Consider the following 17,524-nt stretch of genomic DNA (forward strand, 5'->3'; position numbering starts at 1 on the left):
TCACCGCCGACGCAACCGATGTCGGAACGGGTCGGCCAAAGGAGGACGATGACGAGCGTGAGCGAGGCGCAGTTCCGAGAAGAGGTCACCGCGGCACTCGACGCGTTCACCGAGCGCCGACAGACCGATGCCTCTGCAGGCCCTGCCGATGACCGGGTGTCGGTCGTCGCGGAACGGTCGGAGGGCGAAGCGGAAGAGCTGGCCGAGCTGCGCCGCTACCGTGCGTACCTGGCCGACTGCGGCCTCGCCTGGGTCGATGGCCCGAAGCAGCACGGCGGACGCGAGCTTCCGTCGTCGTTCGGCGCGCTGCTGCGCGACATCGAAAGCGAGTACGTCCTGCCCGACGACGGGTACCTGCGCTTCAGCGTCTCGACGCTGTCTCCGACCCTGCTCGCGCACGGCACCGACGCCCAGCGTGACGACCTGCTCCCCCGCCTGCGCGCTGCCGACGTCATCGCGTGTCAGCTCTACAGCGAACCAGGTGCCGGATCCGACCTCGCAGGTCTGTCGACACGCGCGGAGCGCTCCGGCGACGGCTGGCTCATCTCGGGCCAGAAGGTGTGGAGCTCCGGCGCCCACTTCAGCGACCTCGGCCTGTGCATCGCCCGGACCGATCCGTCGACGTCGAAGCATGCCGGCCTCACGACGTTCCTCGTCGACATGCGCGCGCCGGGTGTGGAGATCCGCCCCATCCGCCAGCTGACCGGAGGCGCGTCGTTCGACGAGGTGTTCTTGACCGACGTCTTCGTTCCCGACAGCGCACGCGTGGGCGACGTCAACGGGGGCTGGTCGGTCGTCGTGACGTCGCTCCTCAACGAGCGCTCCGCGATCGGCCGCGAAGTGGGCGTCGACGCGACGCTCGTCGATCGACTCGTGGATCTGGCCCGCACCTCGTCGACGCCGCTCGACGAGCGCACCCGCGACGCCGTCGCCGACGTCGTCGTGCGCGCGTGGGCAGCCCGACTCACGACCGAACGCATGCTCGGATCCGACGGCACGCCCGGGCCCGAGCTGGCCCTGACGAAGCTCCTCACGACCGATCTGCTCGCGCAGATCAGCGACATCTCCGCCGACATCCTCGGCGCGGCGCACGTCGCCGACACGGGCGCCTGGGGCACATACGCCTGGTCCGAGCTCACGCTCGGACTGCCGGGTCTGCGCGTGGGCGGCGGCACCGACGAGATCCTGAAGAACGCCGTCGGCGAGCGGGTCCTCAACCTTCCGAAGGACGCGCGATGAAGATCGACATGGGCATGATCGGTGCGACGGGAGCCGAATGCGGCCCGATCGCGTCTGCCGCGGAGCGCCAGGGATTCGATGCCGTCTGGGCCAGCGAAAGCGTGACCGATTCGTTCCTGCAGTCTCAGGCGGCCCTTCTGCAGACCTCTCGGCTCACCGTGGGGACGGCGATCGCCGTCGCGTTCGCCCGCAACCCGATGTCGACGGCATACGCCGCCTGGGATCTTGCCGCGACATCGAAGGGGCGGTTCATTCTGGGCCTCGGCAGCCAGATCAAGCCGCACATCGAGCGTCGGTTCTCGATGCCGTGGTCGGCGCCGATCGCGCGGATGCGCGATTACCTGCTCGCCCTCGAGGCGATCTTCACGTCGTGGCGCGACGGATCGAAGCTGGACTATCGGGGCGACGTCTACCAGCACACACTCATGACGCCGGTCTTCACACCACCGCACCACGAGTACCGCATTCCGCTCATGGTCGCGGCGGTCGGCGAGCGCATGACCGCCCTCGGCGCCGAGCTCTGCGACGGACTGCTGCTGCACGGCATGACCACGACCGCCTATCTCGATGGCGTGACCCTGCCCGCCGTCGAACGCGGGCTCACCGCGTCGGGGCGCACGCGCGAGTCGCTCGAGCTGTATGTGCCGCTCTTCCTCGTGATGGGCGACACCGAGGAGCAGATCGCCGAAACCGCGCGCAAGACTCGTGAGCAGATCGCTTTCTACGCCTCGACGCCGGCCTATTCGGCGGTGCTCGAGAGCGTCGGCTACGACGCTCTGCAACCCGAGCTTCAGCGCCTGTCCCGCGAAGGCCGCTGGGCCGAGATGGCCGACCTCATCGATGCGCCCCTCTTCGACGCGATCGCACTGACGGGAACGCCGGACGAGATGCCCGATCTCTGCCGTGCGCGCTTCGGCGGACGCGTGGACCGGATCTCGTCCTACTACGGCTGGCCTGTCGACGATCCCGATCGCCTGCGCGAAATCCTCGCGCGCTTCCACGACGCCCCCTCGGAAGGGACACGATGACAAGACTCACCGCCGCAGACCTGGTCGCCCGCGCTGAGATCGCGGACACCCTGCACGCATACAGCCGCGGTGTCGATCGCCGCGACATCGACCTGCTCGCCGACCTCTTCACGGCCGATGCCACGTTCGACTACGGGCACGGCAACGTGACGACAGGCCGCGAGGCGCTCCGAGCGCTCTTCGTCACGGCGACGGGCAAGTACATCGCGACGAGCCACCACGTGTCGACGATCGCCTACCTGCGTCTTGATGAGCACAGCGCCTCGACGATCAGCTACGTCTACGCGTTCCACGACACGGGCGACGTGCACTTCCACATCTGGGGATGCTACGAAGACGAGCTCGTCGACGACGGGGAGCGCTGGCGGATCGCTGCCCGCAAGGTGCGCACGGCCGGTGCCGGCACGGCCGACTCCGACGTCCTGCCGGAACGATTCGAGCGCTACCTGCGCGCTGCGGTGGACTGAGCACACCTCACAGCGGCAGCTCGTAGACATCGAATGCGTGCTGCGTGTCGCAGTACTCGCGCACCTCGTCGATGAGCCCGTCGCCGCGCACCGACAGCACGAACGCGTACCGGTTCTGGTAGCGACGCCCGTTGTCGAGGCGCACGCCCTCGCCGATCGCCTCGACGCACACGAGCCCCGTGCCGGCATCATCTTCGATGAGTCGGTGCGCACGCACCCGCAAGCCGTCGACGTACGCCGCCTGCAGCTGCGAGATTCGCTCGCCGCGCTGCGAGACGAGCACGCGACCGACGACGAGCATGTCGGGGTCACGGTCGACGTGGCCCTCGACGTCGGACCAGCGGCGGTCCGCGCCGCCGTCGGCCCACCACGTGGCATCGGGCGTGAACAGCGCGAAGAAGCCGTCCTGGTCTCCCGCCGAGATCGCATCGAGGAGGGCGAGCGCTGCGCGTCCGGGGGCGCCTCGCGGATCGAGCACGACCGCAGGGAGGTGCGCGGCCTCGGACCGCCGATCGAGGTGCCGACCGTCGAAGACGTCGGCTGCGTGCCGCGTGTCGAGATACTCCCGCACAGACAGCACGAGCCCGTCGCCGACCTCGATGACGAAGCAGTACCGATTGCGGTACGGGCGCTCCCCCCGGTAGAGGCCGTCGCCTGCGACCTCGAGCACGGCGAAGGGCCCGCGCGCGAACGAACGGCGCACGATCTGCCGCACGCCGCCGGGAAAGCGCTCGCGAACCCCTGCGAGGCCGTCGCACTTGACCTGCGCGTCCATCTCACCGTGCAGCGGCCAGCCGCGCGCGTCGCCCGGGTCGACGCCGAACACGCCGCTTGCCCGATCGAGTCCCGTGTCGACCCACCAGGTCGCGCCCGGGGCCATCCACGACCGCACGGCTTCGGCATCGTTCGCGTCGAGCGCGCTCATGAAGGCAAGAGCGACGTCGAGCGTGCGTGTCGGGGCGGATTCCATCGTCACTCCTTTGTTGAGCAATCGCTTGATTGACTATGAGAAAACCACAGGATTCCGCGGATTCGCAACCCTTTCGACCCCTTCATACGCGTTGCGTAGATCAAGCACTTGCTCTACAGTCGGATCACCGCCGACGACGCCGAGAAGGACTGACGATGATGCCGATGAGCCGCCCTCCGAGAGGGGCCGACCAATGACCGCCGGTCGGCTCGCGGGCCGCGTCGCCTATGTGCTCGGCGGAGGCAGCGACGGTCCCGCTCGCCCCGGCGAGAAGATCGCGATCGGCAACGGCCGCGCGATCGCGATGCGCTTGAGCGCCGAAGGTGCGACCGTCGTCGTCGGCGACAAGGTGCTCGAACGCGCCGAGACGACCGTCGAGAATCTCACCGGCCAGGGCCTCGCCGTCGAAGTGGATGCCGCAGACCCGGAATCGTGCCGAGCCGCTGTACGCGCCGCCGCCGGCCTCACCGGGAGCCTCGACATCGTCGTGTGCAACGTCGGCGTGTCAGGGCGCGAGCCGCTCAAGGTTCAGTCGCTCGAGGACTGGGAGTTCGCCGATGACGTGAACGTCCGTTCGCACTGGATCACCGCTCAGGAAGCCCTCCCCACGATGCTCGACCAGCAGCGCGGGGCCTTCGTGTTCGTCGGGTCCACAGCCGGCATGCTGAGCAGCCGCCGCTCGCTGTCGTACGAGGCGACCAAGGCCGCGCAGCTCGCCGTCATGCGCCATGTCGCCGTCCGCTACGCCGACCGCGGCATCCGAGCCAATGCGGTCGTGCTCGGCAACATCGATTCCGCGCTCGTGAGACGCGAGTTCGGCGCCGACGCATCGAACGCTCGCGCCGCCGTCGTGCCGATGCGGCGCGAGGGCACGCCGGAAGAAGCGGCATCCGCGGTGAGCTTTCTCGCCAGCGACGACGCCGGATACATCACGGGCCAGAGCCTGATCGTCGACGGCGGCGTGAGCGCCGCGTGGCCGATCCCGCCGCGGTGATGTCAGACGTGAAGACAAAGGAGTCAGCGTGAACAGTCAAGTCGTCGTGAGCGGCGTCGGAATGCACCCGTTCGGGAAGTTCCTCGATCTCTCGATGAAAGACATGGCCCGCGTCGCCGTCGAGGCTGCCCTCGCCGACGCGCAGATCGGCGTGAAGGACGTGCAGGCGCTGTTCTTCTCGAACGCGCTGGCCGGTCTCATCACGGGCCAGGAGTGCATCCGCGGCGAGGTCACGGTGTACCCGCTCGGGCTCGCCGGCATCCCGATCCACAACGTCGAGAACGCGTGCGCGTCGGGCGGCAATGCGCTGCACCTCGCGTGGATGGCCGTCGCCTCGGGCATGTACGACACCGTGCTCGCGCTCGGCGTCGAGAAGGCGAACCACGAGGACAAGCAGCGCACGTTCAGCGCGTACGCCGCCGGTATGGACGTCGAGCAGGGATTCGCCACCGGCGAGGGTGCGGGTCAGGAACGCAGCCCGTTCGTCGACCGTCAAGCGAAACTCGCCTCCGCGCTGTTCGATGACCGAGGCGTCACGATGGAGGGACTCGCGCGGGTCACGTCTCGCTCACTCGAAGCAGCCCGACTCAATCCCTTCGCGCACCGCCGGTTCGGGGGGAGCCCCGAAGACGTCCTCAACGCGCGAGTCGTCGTCGAGCCCCTCACCGTGCTGATGAGTTCGCCCGTGAGCGACGGCGCCGCCGCCGTCGTCGTGACGAGTCGGCCCGACGTCGTGAAAGCCGCCCGCTCGGTGCCGATCCTCGCCTCACGGATGGCGACGCGGCCTCCGCGCGACGAGCCGGACGCGCCCAACGCCGTCGAGGCGTCGGCGATCGCCGCCTACGAGCAGGCCGGCCTCGGCCCCGACGACATCGACCTCGCCGAGGTGCACGACGCGTCGGTCGCCTACGAGCTGATGGCCTGGACCGACACCGGCCTGTGTGCGCCCGGTGACGAACAGCGGTGGGCGATGGAGGGCGTGACGGCGGCGGGTGGCGCGCTGCCCGTCAACCGCTCGGGCGGCCTGGTCGGCCGAGGCCACGCGCTCGGTGCGAGCGGCCTCGCGCAGGTGCACGACGTCGTCGCACAGCTGCGCGGCGAAGCGGGCGAGCTGCAGCTGGACAAGACCGACCGAGCCCTCGTGCAGATCGGGGGCGGCGTCGTCGACTGGCTCACGGCCGCCTCCAGCGTGCACATCCTCGGAAAGGCCTGACCGTGGCGGACGACCTCGTCATCGACGCCCACATGCACGTGTGGGACGCATCGTGGCTGCCCGAGGGCCTCCGACTGGCGTGGGCGCGGCAGGGCGCGGGGCGCCGGCTTCCCGAGCGCGACCCGCAGGACATCCTGCCCCACGTGGCCTCGGGGCAGAGCGACCCGGATGCCGAACTCACGATCCGCGCGTTCGACCGCGCCGGTGTCGCGGCCGGACTCGTCCCCGTGGTCGACTGGACGATCGTCGGCGCTCCGGCCGGCGAGCACCTTCCGACGGCGCAGCTCAACGCGCGCTACGAGCAGCTGTGCACCGAGCGCGAGGGGCGTCTGTTCTTCGCGGCGGGCATCGACCCGCGGCATCCCGATGCCCACACCCTCTTCGACGAGGTCGTGTCCCATCCACACTGCCGCGGAGTGAAGCTCTACCCCGCCGCCGGCTGGGACCTCACCGACCCGGCGTTCGACTGGGTCTTCCAGGCTCTTGTCGAGCGCGACCTTCCCGCTGTCATCCACTGCAGCCCGCTCGGCGGCGACCCGCTGCAGGTCATCCGCTCCCGGCCCGGCGCCGTTGCAGCCGTGCTCGCCAATCACCCGACACTGCGTGTCTCATTCGCTCACGCGGGCATCGAAGCGTGGTGGGCCGAAGCCCTGGACTGCGCGACGGGCTGGCAGCACGCGTACCTCGAGCTGTCGCTCTGGCAGCGTGTCGCCACCCGGGATTACCGCGAGTTCCGGCACCGTATCAAGCTGATGCGCGACCAGCTCGGCGCCCACCGCCTCGTGTTCGGGTCCGACATCATGCGCGGCACCAAGCACGATCCCGACGGTGCCGACCTCGAGAATTGGATCGCGCAAGTGCGCGATCTCGCGTCGCCCTACGAGGGTTCCGCCCCCGTCTTGTCCGAGGAGGAACTGGGTTTCTTTCTCGCCGACAACGCCATCCGCCTGTTCGACCTCAAGGAATTCGCATGAGTGCCACTCTCGGTGAGCTCTTCGCCCACGCTGGTCACCGCTTCACCCACAACGTCGCGATCGAATCGTGCGGACAGCAGAGGACGTTCGGCGAAGTGATCGAGCGCGGCTGGCGGCTCGCGCACGCGCTCCGGGACCGTGGCATCACCGCCGGCTCCCCCGTCGCCGCGCTGCTGGGCAACCGCGTCGAGTCGCTCGAGGTGTACGTGGGCCTGGCACTCGGCGGCTACACGACGGTGCACGTCAACGATCGGCTCACGTCGGCCGAGGTCGACTACGTCCTCTCGGATTCCGGAGCCGTCGCACTCATCCACACCGACACAGCGTCCGAGACCGCCGCGGGTGTGAGCTGCCACGCGCAGCTGCGTGCGTGGCTGGCCACCGGCGATGTCCCCCCGGAGGGCGCCGAGTCGTTCGATGAAGCTCTCGCAGCGGCATCCGCCGACCCCCTGCCGATCACTGCGGAGCCCGAGGACACGGCGCTCATCGGATACACCAGTGGCACGACCGGGTTCCCCAAGGGCGTGCTCGTGAGCCACCGCGCCGTCGTGAACTGCATCAAGCTCGTGCCGTTCGCCTACCGCCTCCCCCTGCGGGGTCACGCGGCCTTCGCGGGCGGGTGGTCGTTCGTCTCGGGGCTGTGGGGCGTCATCTTCCCGCACTTCTACACCGGAGGCACGGTCTCGTTCGTCCCCGGCGTGACGCCGGACGAGCTCGGGCGGCACATCGTCGAGCGCGGATCGACGTTCGCGCTGGGCCTCACTCCCCTGATCCCGGGGCTGCTCGAGGCGATCCACCTGCACCCGCGCGTCCTCGACACGCTGCAGACCGTCCTGCACTCGGGAGGACCGCTTCCTCCCGAGTTCGCCCAGAAGCTCGTCGGCGTCATCGGCGATCGCCTCGTCGAGACCTACGGCATGACCGAGGTGATCGGGCCCATCACGATCACCAACCGCAGCGATTACCGAACGGGCGGCCCCGAGCGCATCTTCGAGTCCGTCGGGCGCCCCCTGCCGACATCGTCGATGCGGGTCGTCGATGCCGACCGCAACACGCTCGGACCTGGTGAGATCGGCGAACTCGTGATCTCGGCCGACACGATGTTCTCGGGATACCACAACGCCCCGGAGAAGACAGCGGCCGTCCTGAGCGATGGCGAGTACTTCACGGGCGACCTCGGCTACCGCGACGAGGACGATTACTACTACCTCACGGGCCGCGGGCAGGACCTCATCCTGAGCGGCGGCGCGAACGTCTACGCCGCCGAGGTCGAGCGGGTGCTGCTGCTCATGGACGACATCCTCGACGCCGCCGTCTTCGGCCTGCCCGACGAGAAATGGGGCGAAGCGGTCTCGTGCGCGCTCGTGCTCGCGGATGGGTCGACCGTGACGGAGGACGACATTCGCGCGTTCGCGCGCGGACAGCTCGCCGGCTACAAGAAGCCGGTGCACGTCTTCATCGTCGACCAACTGCCGCGCAACGCCGGCATGAAGGTGATGAAGCACGTTTTGAAGGAACAGCTCGAAGAGCGAATCGAACAGACGAAGGTGGACGCATGAAACTCGGCATCAGCGAGATCTTCACCGGCACGGGGACCCGTTCGGGATCCTGGGCCACCGACGCCGCCCAGCTGATCGAAGAGATCGGCTACAACTCCGTGTGGCTGCCCGAGCACGTCGTGTTCTTCCCCGAATACACGTCGCAGTATCCGTATGAATCCGGCGGTGCCGAAGAAGTGCACCGGATGCTGGGAGTCATCGACCCGCTCGTGCTGGCCTCGAGCATCGCTGCTGCCACGAAGACCCTTCGCATCGGCACGTATGTCTTCGTCGTGCCGCAGCGTAACCCCATCATCACCGCGCGACAGGTGGCCAGTGTCGATCAGCTGAGCGACGGCCGCTTCGAGTTCGGCGTCGGCGTGGGGTGGTCCGAAGAGGAGTACTCCGCCCTCGACGTGCCGTTCGGCCGCAGAGGGGCCCGTATGGACGAGTACCTCGCCGCGATGCGGGCGCTCTGGTCGCCGGAGGAGCTCACGAGCTTCTCGGGCGAGTTCGTGGACTTCCCTCCCCTGTACTGCTTCCCCAAGCCCGCGCAGCCGCGCCTGCCCATCATCGTGGGCGGCAACAGCGACGCGTCCCTGCGGCGCATCGTCGAGTTCGGTGACGGGTGGGCAGGCTACAGCCGAACACCCGAGGACATCGAGGTCTTCATCGAGCGTCTGTCGACGCTCATGGATGCCGCGGGCAGGAACATGTCGGAGCTGTCGCTCAAGGTCGGCAGGCGCAGCAAGGGAAAGACCGAGCAGGACTGGGAGAACGACCGCGCCTACATCGACCAGGTGATGCGGCTCGGCATCGACGAGGTCGTCGTCTCACCCCGGATCGGCGACGAGAACTACGAGCGCGACATGAGGCGATTCGCCGAGATCGTCGGCCTCTGACCATCATGGCCACCGTCTCGAGCGTGGAGCGACTCCTCGCGGAAGACGCGATCCGCCGCGCCCTGGTGGAGTACTGCCGCGGTGTCGACCGCGGCGACGCCGCGCGAGCGGTGCGCTCGTACCACCCGGACGGCGTGGACCACCACGGCACGTGGGACGGCGTCGCCGCGGCGGATCTCCCGGGCGCGCTTGCGCGTCTGGTCGCGCGCACGCGCTCGACGGTGCATCTGCTCGGACCGTCGACGTTCGACTGGCGCGCCCCTGACGAGGTCGCCGTCGAGTCCGACGTACTCGCGCTGCACGAGATCGTCGGCGACGACGGTCGACGGGTCGAGCACCTGCACGGGCGCTACCTCGACGTCTTCACGCTGCGAGATGGCGAGTGGCGGATCAGCGAGCGGACATTCGTGCACGACATCGACTTCCTCGACGATCGCGGCCTCGACGCCTATCCGCGAGGCATCTTCGCGAACGGCGAGCGCGGCGACCAGGACCCCGCCGCAACGCACCGCGCCCGCTGACCTCACGGGCAGCGGGCGCGGTGGGCGGGCGTCAGGCGTCTGCGGAAGCCTCGGTGCTCAGCATCCCGACGAGCAGCTCGAACTCCTGCTGGAACGTCTCCATGACCTGCGCATTCGAGACGTCGTTGAGCGCGTCCCAGTTGTCGCGGAGCTCCTCAGGGCTCAGCGATCGGGAGAAGTACCCGGGCGTCTGGGCGATCACGACGCGCGCGACCCTTCCGCCACCGACGTTGTAGGCCTCACCCGTCGTCGTGCACTCGTCCGCGCTCAGCCACACCACGACGGGCGCGACGAGGCTCGGGTCGAGCCGGTCGGCGAACTCGCCGAGCAGGTTCTCGGTCATGCGGGTGCGCGCGCCCGGTTCGATCGCGTTGACCTGGATGCCATGGCGAGCGCCTTCGATCGCGAGCGTCTTCGTGACGCCCCAGATCGCCGCCTTGGCCGCACCGTAGTTGGCCTGGCCGAAGTTGCCGAAGAGACCCGCCGCCGACGTCGTGTTGACGATGCGACCATGCCCCTGCGCGACCATGACGGGCCACGCCGCCTTGCTCATCCAGGCGGTTCCGCCCAGGTGCACGGCGAGGACGGGGTTCCACTCGTCCTCGGTCATCTTCGCGAACGACTTGTCGCGCAGGATGCCGGCGTTGTTGATGAGGATGTCGAGGCGACCGTACGTCGATGTCGCGAGCTCGACGATCTTCGTCGCGCCCTCGAGTGTGCTGACGTCGTTCGTGTCGGCGATCGCGGCGCCCCCCGCGGCGACGATCTCGTCGACGACCTCCTGTGCCGGTGACGTCCCGGCGCTGCCGTCGAGCGCCCCGCCGCGGTCGTTCACGACGACCGTCGCGCCCCGCGAGGCGAGGGCCAGTGCGTGCTCGCGGCCGAGACCGCGGGCTGCTCCCGTGACGATCGCCACGCGGCCGTCCAGACTGATGTCGGTCATTGATTCACATTCCTTGTCTCTGAGCCGCATGCGGCCGGATCAACCGAACAGGGCCGCCATCACCTCGGAGCTGCCGCGCACCTCGTCGGGTGTTCCGTGCGAGACGATCCGGCCGCGCTGCATGACGTAGACCTCGTCGCTCACCTCGAGGGCGAGCTCTGCGTTCTGCTCCACGAGCAGGATCGTCGAGCCGCTGCGGTGCAGCGTCTCGATGGTCTGGAAGAGGATGTCGACGATCGAGGGGGCGAGCCCCATCGACGGCTCGTCGAGCAGCAGCACCTGCGGCATCGTCATGAGAGCGCGACCGAACGCGAGCATCTGCTGCTCGCCACCGCTCAGTGAGGCGGCGAACTGGTTGCGACGCTCGGCCAGGCGAGGAAAGAGCTCGAAGACGCGGTCCAACTCGTCCTTGCGCTCGGCGCGTGTGCCGCGGCCGCTGAACGAGGACAGCTCGAGGTTCTCGAGCACCGTCAGCGGCGGGGCGACGCGGCGTCCCTCAGCGACCAGCGCGACACCCGAGCGGACGACGCGATGGCACGGCCACCCTGTGATGTTCTTGCCCCCGACGGTCACGGTGCCGCTGGACTGCTTGTGCAGCCCAGCGATCGTGTTGAGCGTCGTCGTCTTGCCTGCGCCGTTCGAGCCGATCAGAGCGACGAGCGTGCCCTGAGCGACCTCGATGTCGACCTCACGAACCGCCGGAATCGCGCCGTACCCGGCGGAGAGTCGCGATACGCGCAGCATCGGATCGTTTGCCAAAGTAGGCCTCCTTCACGTCGTCCTGTTCGAGACACCAGGTCGGTGCCCCCTCGGCGAGCAGCACGCCGGAGTTCATGACCGAGACGGACTCGCAGAACTCCTCGACCAGGCGCATGTTGTGCTCGATCAGGATGAGGGTGTGGCCGAGCTCCTTCAGCCGGACCAGCAATTGGCCCACCTGTTCGGACTCGGCGTCGTTCATTCCGGCCGTCGGTTCGTCCAGCAGCAGGATCCGCGGACTGGTCGCGAGGGCGCGGGCGATCTCAACGCGGCGCTGGTCGCCGTAGGAGAGCGTCTCAGCCAGCGTCGAGTGCGGGGCTGTGCACCCCACCATGTCGAGCAGCTCGGCGGCGCGCTCGCGCACCGCCTTGCGCTCGCGACGCTCGGCGGGGCTCATCAGGATCGCTCCAGCGATCGTCGAGGAGCGCTGCATGTAGGCACCCGCGATGACCGTCTCGATGACACTCAGCCCGGGGAACAGCCGGATGTTCTGGTAGGTGCGCGCGACACCGAGTCGCGCGATGTTGAACGGCTGCATGTGGGTGACGTCGTCACCGAAGACTTTCACGTGCCCTGCGTCGGCGCGCACGAAGCCGCTGATCATGTTGAGCACGGTCGTCTTGCCGGCGCCGTTGGGGCCGAGGATCCCGTGCACGCGCTGCTTGGGCACCTTGATCGTGACGTCGGCGACGGCCTTGAGTCCACCGAAGGTCTTGGTCAGGTCGACGATGTCGACGGCGAGCTCTTCGCCCGGCGCGAGCGGGTGCTGCGGATCGGTCATGACGTCGCCCCTGCCGTGATCTGCTCCTGCGAGTTCGACTGTGCGGACCCGGCGTCGGGCTTCTTGGCCCTACGACTGTCCCAACGCGCTCGCAGCAGTCGCATCCGTCGCATGTCGACCAGGCCGCGGGGCAGGTAGATGATGATGACGACGAGAAGAATGCCGGTCACGACCCGGTCGAAGTCGCCCATCGGTCCGCGCAGCAGCTCGGGGAGGATCGTGAAGACGATCGCGCCGACGATCGGGCCGAGCCAGTAGAACGCGCCGCCGAGGACGACAGCGGCAAGACTCACGAAGCCGAGGTGCGTATAGAAGGTGTCGGGGCCGATGTACTGCAGGAAGCTCGCCTGCAGAACCCCGGCCGCGCCGCCGAGGGCGCCCGAGATGACCATGCCGATGAACTGCACGCGGCGCGGTGAGATCCCGAGCGTCTCTGCGACGGCAGGATCTTCGCGCACGGCGTCTGCGGCGAGGCCGAACCGCGACGCGCCGAGGCGCCACATGACGAAGCCGGCGACGACGAGCACGCCGATGAGCCACAGCCATGAGCCGAGCTCGCCCGGCACGCGGGTTCCCGTCGCACCGCCGGTCAGTTCGGGCACGTTCAGGATGATGACGCGACCGATCAGCACCATGGCGATCGTGGCCATCGCGAGGTAATGGCTGTCGAGTCTGATGAGAAGGAGCGCCGTGATCGCACCGACGACCGCGCCGACGAAGATGCACAGGACGAATGCCACGACGGCGGGAAGCCCCATCGAACCGACGAGATAGGCGAAGGTGAAAGCGGTGAAGGCGCCGAAGAACACCGGAGCGAGACTCAGGACACCGGTCCAGAGCGACGCATAGATGGCGAGGGCGAAGAGGGCGCTGACCCCCGCGAACTGCAGGGTGGTCAACCAGGCTGTAATACTCACAAGTCGGGCTCCCAGTCAGGCTCGGACGAATTGACGTTCGCGGAAGATGCCCCGGGGCCACGCGACGAGCACCAGCAGCAGGATTCCGAAGGTGATGGCGTCGCGGAATCCGGACGAAATGTACTGGGCGCTCATGACCTCGAGGACGCCGATCGCCAGGCCCGCGATCGCGGCGCCGCGGATGTCGCCCCACCCGCCGACGACGACGGCGGCGAAGCCCTTGAGCAGCAGCGCCTCACCGAGGCTGAACGAGACGTTGTTGTCGGAGAGTGCCGCGAGGACGCCCGCAAGACCGGCGATCGCGCCGGCGAGGAAGGCCACCGCGATGAGCGTGTTGCGCGAGTTGACGCCCACGATCGTCGCCGAGGGGGTGTCGGCGGAGACCGCGCGGACGGCGGCGCCGAAGCGCGTGCGCGTCAGAAGCATGTGGACGCCGGTCACGACGACGATGAGTGCGATGACGCTGTACAGCTGAGCCGGGAGGATCACGAAGCCGCCGATGCGGAACGCCTCGGTCTGCACCGACCCGGCGGGGTAGCTCGTGGCCGACGGACCCGCGAACGCCTCGGCGGCAGCGAGGAGAACGATCCATATGCCGATACTCGCGATGATGGGGGCGAACGTGCCCGCTTTGCGCTTGCGCAGCGGCTCGAAGGCCAGAACATCGGATGCCACGCCGAGAATACCGGCGAAGAGGACGCCCGCGAGCAGCGCGACCCAGAAGTTCACGCCGACTTCGGCGACGAGCCAGTACGAAGAAAGGGCGCCCCACGTCGCGAACGTTCCGTGAGCGACATTCAGGATGCCCATGCGTGCCAGGATCAGAGAGAAGCCGATGGCGAAGAGGGCGTAGATCGACCCGAGCGCCAGGCCATTCATCAGCTGCTGAATCAGGAGTTGCACGAAGGCCCTCTTTCGTGTGCGCCGTTTCGGATCATGTTCTGAATCAAGCGCTCGCTTGACTTCGATGTCAACGAGCCCAGTGTATGCCACCGCGCCCCGGGCATGTCAAGCATTGGAATGCACTTCATCAAGCGCTTGCTCGACAGGGGCGAGGCGGACCATTAGCCTCCTCGGTAGGGGGTATCCGTGGATCTGCAGCTGAACGATTCGATCGCGCTCGTGACGGGCGCGAGCGCGGGCATCGGCCGCGCGACAGCGACCCTTCTCGCGGCGGAGGGCGCCCACCTCGCCCTCTGCGCTCGGCGCGGCGATGCCCTGCGTGAGCTCGCAGATGAGATCGAGCGATCCGGGGGCCACCGGCCCCTCATCGTCGAGGCGGATCTCATCGAACCGGGTTCTGCCACCGCGGTCGCGACCACCACGCGCCAGCACTTCGGCCGACTCGACGTGCTCGTGAACGTTGCAGGCGCGGCCGAACAGCCCGGCACCGTGCTCACCGAGGAGATCTGGCAGCGTCAGTTCGAACTGAACTTCCACTCGAAGCGGCGCCTCACCGAAGCCGTCCTCCCGATGCTGCGCACGAGCGGGCGCGGCCGCGTCGTCAACTTCGTGGGTCTGCTCGAACCCCTCGTGGTCTCCGCGGCGCAGGCAGCCGTCGCCGCGTGCATCCTCTGGTCCAAAGCCCTGTCGCGCGACGTGGCGGCCGACGGCGTCACCGTCAACTGCATCGCGCCCGGCCGCATCGACAGCGAGCAGGTGCGCCGCGCGATGCCCGACGGCGCTGCGAAGGAAGAGTTCATCGCCCGCCGCATCCCCGCCGGTCGCTTCGGGACGCCCGACGAAGCCGCGGCGCTCGTCGCGTTCCTCGCGTCCGGCCCTGCTTCGTACATCACGGGCGACATGTTCAGCGTCGATGGCGGGATGCACTGGTCGGCCTGACACGCACGGACCACCGGTCCCGCGAGGCTCGGCAACGAGATCAGGGTGATGCCGAGCCTCACGGGGTCACACGGCTCTACCCGTCCCACCTCTTGATGAGCGCCGCGAGCGCCTGCCCGCCGCCGATGCACATCGTGACGACGGCGTACTCGAGGTCGCGTCGCTGCAGATCCAGCGCGGCCCGCACCGTGAGGATCGCACCCGTCGCACCGACCGGGTGTCCGAGCGCGATCGCGCCGCCGTACGGGTTGACTTTCGCCGCATCCAGACCTGCGTCACGGGTCACCGCGATGGCCTGCGACGCGAACGCCTCGTTGAGCTCGATGACGTCGACGTCGGCGGGCGTCAGCCCGGTCTGCTCCCACAGGCGCGCAAGCGCGAAGACGGGCGCATAGCCCATCAGCTCGGGCTCGTTGCCGGCCGTGGCGACGGCCTCGATGGTCGCGAGCCCCGACAAGCCGCGCTCACGGACGTCCGACGCGCGCATGAGCACGGTCGCCGCCGCGCCGTCGTTGATGCCCGACGCGTTGCCGGCCGTGACCGACCCGCCCTCGCGGAACGCCGGGCGCAGCCCCGCGAGCACCTCGAGGGTCGTGTCGGGGCGGGGGTGCTCGTCGGTTGACACCTCGACGGGCCGCCGGCCCCCCGAGGACACGGCGACGATCTCTTCGGCGAACACCGCGCGCGCGGCATATGCCCGGCGCTGCGATTCGAGCGCGAACTCGTCCTGTTCGACGCGCGAGACGCCGTACTTGTCGGCGACGTTCTCGGCCGTGACACCCATGTGCTCCTTGCTGAACGGATCGGTCAGGATCGCCAGCGTGCCATCGAGCAGCTTGCGATCGCCGAGCCGGCCGTTGCCGCGGGCGGTGAAGTCGAGGAACGGGGTCCGCGACATCGCCTCGTTGCCGCCGGCGACGACGACGTCGACCCCGCCCCACAGCAGCGCCTGTGCGCCCGACCAGATCGCCTGCAGGCCCGACCCGCACAGCCGGTTGACGTTGAAAGCGGGCACGCGCGGCGAGAGCCCCGCCGCGAGCGCCACGCGGCGCGCGTTGTAGGCATCCGGACCGACCTGCGAGATGTTGCCCATGACGACTTCGCCGACGTCGGACCCGTCGACGCCCGATCGAGCCAGCGCCTCGGTGACGGCGGCCGCCCCGAGCTCGTACGCGTCGACATCCTTCAGCGAGCCGCCGAACGACCCGATGGGCGTGCGCGCGCCGCCGACGATGACGATCTTCTCGCGCGTCACCCCGCGGACTCCTCTGCACGCTCGGCGGCGGCCACCATCGCCTCATCCGGAACGTAGCCCTCGATGTGGCGCTCGTCGGGTCCGTTGTACTCGGACAGCGGGCGGATGAGCGCATTCGAGGCGAGCTGCTCGAGGATGTGCGCGGTCCACCCGGTGACCCGCGCCGCGACGAACAGCGGCGTGAAGGTCAGCGTGTCGAAGCCCATCAGGTTGTAGGCCGGCCCCGACGGGTAGTCGAGGTTCGGGTAGATGCCCTTGCGTGCGACGAACTCGGACTCGAGGGCGTCGTACAGCGCCGCGACATCGGGACGGTCGTAGTGCTCGACGAGCGTGTCGAGGGCGGCCTTCATCGTCGGCACACGCGAGTCGCCGCGTTTGTAGACGCGGTGGCCGAAGCCCATGATCTTGCGCTTCTCCGCCAGCGCCGTCTCGAGCCACTCCTCGACGTTCCCGGCATCGCCGATCTCGTCGAAGATGTGCAGCACCGCCTCGTTGGCCCCGCCGTGCAGCGGACCCTTGAGCGCACCGATCGCGCCGACGACGGCCGAATACAGGTCGGACAGCGTCGAAGCGATGACGCGACCCGTGAACGTCGAGGCGTTGAACGAGTGCTCGGCGTACAGGATCATCGAGCGGTTGAAGGCGTCGATGACGACATCGTCGACGTCTTCGCCGAACGTCATCCAGAGGAAGTTCGCGGCGTAGTCCAGGTCATCGCGCGGCGGCACGGGCTCCTGCCCGCGGCGGCGACGCTGACCGTACGCGACGATCGCCGGAAGAGACGCGAACAGCCGGATGCTGCGCGCGAGGTTCTCGTCGGGATTGCCCGAGGCATCGAGCACCGAGCCCGAGCCGGCGAGGTCGCGCGCGCCGATGAGGCTGACCGCGGTACGCACCTCGTCCATGGGGTGAGCATCCAGCGGCACACGGTCGATGACGGCGCGCACGTCGGGGTGCAGGGCGCGGTGCTCGCGCTCGACGGCCCGCAGGTCAGCGAGCTGGGAATCGGTCGGCAGCTCGCCGTGCCACAGGAGGTAGGAGACCGCCTCGAACGACTGGGTCGCCGCGAGCTCCTGCACGGGGTACCCGCGGTACAGCAGCGAGTTGGTCTCGGGGTTCACCTTCGACACGGCCGTGTAGTCCACGACGACGCCGGCGAGGCCCTTCTTGATGTCGGTCAT

General features: G+C 68.7%; 18 protein-coding genes. 10 read left to right on the plus strand and 8 right to left on the minus strand.

The window, feature by feature from the left end; translation table 11 throughout:
• Nucleotides 1-48 precede the first annotated feature (48 nt).
• Genes AC25YV_RS08885 through AC25YV_RS08895 form a run of 3 tightly spaced genes read left to right on the plus strand, consistent with a single transcriptional unit; the run spans nt 49 to nt 2,734 of the window.
• Entirely contained in the window at nt 49-1,239 is a 1,191-nt protein-coding gene (locus tag AC25YV_RS08885) for an acyl-CoA dehydrogenase family protein (protein WP_488123488.1), read from the plus strand.
• On the plus strand, nt 1,236-2,267 hold the full coding sequence (locus tag AC25YV_RS08890; RefSeq protein ID WP_488123489.1) for a TIGR03617 family F420-dependent LLM class oxidoreductase: 1,032 nt from the start codon (nt 1,236-1,238) through the stop codon (nt 2,265-2,267). Before AC25YV_RS08885 ends, AC25YV_RS08890 begins: the two co-directional genes overlap by 4 nt.
• Entirely contained in the window at nt 2,264-2,734 is a 471-nt protein-coding gene (locus AC25YV_RS08895) for a nuclear transport factor 2 family protein (RefSeq protein ID WP_488123490.1), read from the plus strand. The genes AC25YV_RS08890 and AC25YV_RS08895 overlap by 4 nt, the downstream gene beginning before the upstream one ends.
• A gap of 7 nt (nt 2,735-2,741) precedes the next feature.
• Here the strand turns inward: AC25YV_RS08895 and AC25YV_RS08900 are convergent, their stop codons facing one another.
• Complete coding sequence (locus AC25YV_RS08900) at nt 2,742-3,704, minus strand: nuclear transport factor 2 family protein (protein ID WP_488123491.1); 963 nt, start codon at nt 3,702-3,704, stop codon at nt 2,742-2,744.
• A gap of 193 nt (nt 3,705-3,897) precedes the next feature.
• Here AC25YV_RS08900 and AC25YV_RS08905 point away from each other — a divergent pair, with 193 nt between their 5' ends.
• Genes AC25YV_RS08905 through AC25YV_RS08930 form a run of 6 tightly spaced genes read left to right on the plus strand, consistent with a single transcriptional unit; the run spans nt 3,898 to nt 9,846 of the window.
• Nucleotides 3,898-4,698 carry an SDR family NAD(P)-dependent oxidoreductase gene (locus tag AC25YV_RS08905; RefSeq protein ID WP_488123492.1) on the plus strand — a complete coding sequence of 267 codons (801 nt, stop codon included), beginning with the start codon at nt 3,898-3,900 and terminating at the stop codon, nt 4,696-4,698.
• Nucleotides 4,699-4,726: 28 nt separating this feature from the next.
• Nucleotides 4,727-5,911: a thiolase family protein gene (locus tag AC25YV_RS08910; protein ID WP_488123493.1), complete on the plus strand. Its 1,185-nt coding sequence runs from the start codon at nt 4,727-4,729 to the stop codon at nt 5,909-5,911.
• A 2-nt stretch (nt 5,912-5,913) separates the two neighbouring features.
• A complete protein-coding gene (locus AC25YV_RS08915; protein ID WP_488123494.1) occupies nt 5,914-6,885 on the plus strand; it encodes an amidohydrolase family protein in 972 nt (323 codons plus the stop codon).
• Nucleotides 6,882-8,444, plus strand: a complete 1,563-nt coding sequence (locus AC25YV_RS08920; protein ID WP_488123495.1) for a class I adenylate-forming enzyme family protein — start codon at nt 6,882-6,884, stop codon at nt 8,442-8,444. The genes AC25YV_RS08915 and AC25YV_RS08920 overlap by 4 nt, the downstream gene beginning before the upstream one ends.
• Nucleotides 8,441-9,325: an LLM class F420-dependent oxidoreductase gene (locus AC25YV_RS08925; protein WP_488123496.1), complete on the plus strand. Its 885-nt coding sequence runs from the start codon at nt 8,441-8,443 to the stop codon at nt 9,323-9,325. Before AC25YV_RS08920 ends, AC25YV_RS08925 begins: the two co-directional genes overlap by 4 nt.
• 5 nt (nt 9,326-9,330) lie before the next feature.
• Nucleotides 9,331-9,846, plus strand: a complete 516-nt coding sequence (locus AC25YV_RS08930) for a nuclear transport factor 2 family protein (protein WP_488123497.1) — start codon at nt 9,331-9,333, stop codon at nt 9,844-9,846.
• Between the two features lie 31 nt (nt 9,847-9,877).
• Here the strand turns inward: AC25YV_RS08930 and AC25YV_RS08935 are convergent, their stop codons facing one another.
• Genes AC25YV_RS08935 through AC25YV_RS08955 form a run of 5 tightly spaced genes read right to left on the minus strand, consistent with a single transcriptional unit; the run spans nt 9,878 to nt 14,149 of the window.
• Nucleotides 9,878-10,789 carry an SDR family NAD(P)-dependent oxidoreductase gene (locus tag AC25YV_RS08935; RefSeq protein ID WP_488123498.1) on the minus strand — a complete coding sequence of 304 codons (912 nt, stop codon included), beginning with the start codon at nt 10,787-10,789 and terminating at the stop codon, nt 9,878-9,880.
• Nucleotides 10,790-10,828: 39 nt separating this feature from the next.
• Nucleotides 10,829-11,548, minus strand: a complete 720-nt coding sequence (locus AC25YV_RS08940) for an ABC transporter ATP-binding protein (protein ID WP_488123499.1) — start codon at nt 11,546-11,548, stop codon at nt 10,829-10,831.
• Nucleotides 11,478-12,329 (minus strand): ABC transporter ATP-binding protein, encoded by an 852-nt coding sequence (locus AC25YV_RS08945; protein ID WP_488123500.1) that lies wholly within the window; start codon nt 12,327-12,329, stop codon nt 11,478-11,480. The genes AC25YV_RS08940 and AC25YV_RS08945 overlap by 71 nt, the downstream gene beginning before the upstream one ends.
• Nucleotides 12,326-13,228 (minus strand): branched-chain amino acid ABC transporter permease, encoded by a 903-nt coding sequence (locus AC25YV_RS08950; protein ID WP_488123501.1) that lies wholly within the window; start codon nt 13,226-13,228, stop codon nt 12,326-12,328. The genes AC25YV_RS08945 and AC25YV_RS08950 overlap by 4 nt, the downstream gene beginning before the upstream one ends.
• Before the next feature lie 33 nt (nt 13,229-13,261).
• Nucleotides 13,262-14,149 (minus strand): branched-chain amino acid ABC transporter permease, encoded by an 888-nt coding sequence (locus tag AC25YV_RS08955; protein ID WP_488123502.1) that lies wholly within the window; start codon nt 14,147-14,149, stop codon nt 13,262-13,264.
• Nucleotides 14,150-14,335: 186 nt separating this feature from the next.
• Between AC25YV_RS08955 and AC25YV_RS08960 the strand changes: the two genes are divergently transcribed.
• Nucleotides 14,336-15,088, plus strand: coding sequence for an SDR family NAD(P)-dependent oxidoreductase (locus AC25YV_RS08960; protein WP_488123503.1), 753 nt, complete (start codon nt 14,336-14,338; stop codon nt 15,086-15,088).
• Nucleotides 15,089-15,164: 76 nt separating this feature from the next.
• On the opposite strand, the gene AC25YV_RS08965 is transcribed toward AC25YV_RS08960, so the two are convergent.
• Both AC25YV_RS08965 and AC25YV_RS08970 read right to left on the minus strand, forming a co-directional pair.
• Nucleotides 15,165-16,343 (minus strand): thiolase family protein, encoded by a 1,179-nt coding sequence (locus tag AC25YV_RS08965; protein WP_488123504.1) that lies wholly within the window; start codon nt 16,341-16,343, stop codon nt 15,165-15,167.
• On the minus strand, nt 16,340-17,524 hold the full coding sequence (locus AC25YV_RS08970; RefSeq protein ID WP_488123505.1) for a bifunctional 2-methylcitrate synthase/citrate synthase: 1,185 nt from the start codon (nt 17,522-17,524) through the stop codon (nt 16,340-16,342). Before AC25YV_RS08970 ends, AC25YV_RS08965 begins: the two co-directional genes overlap by 4 nt.

Source organism: Microbacterium sp. Y832, from assembly GCF_057669765.1.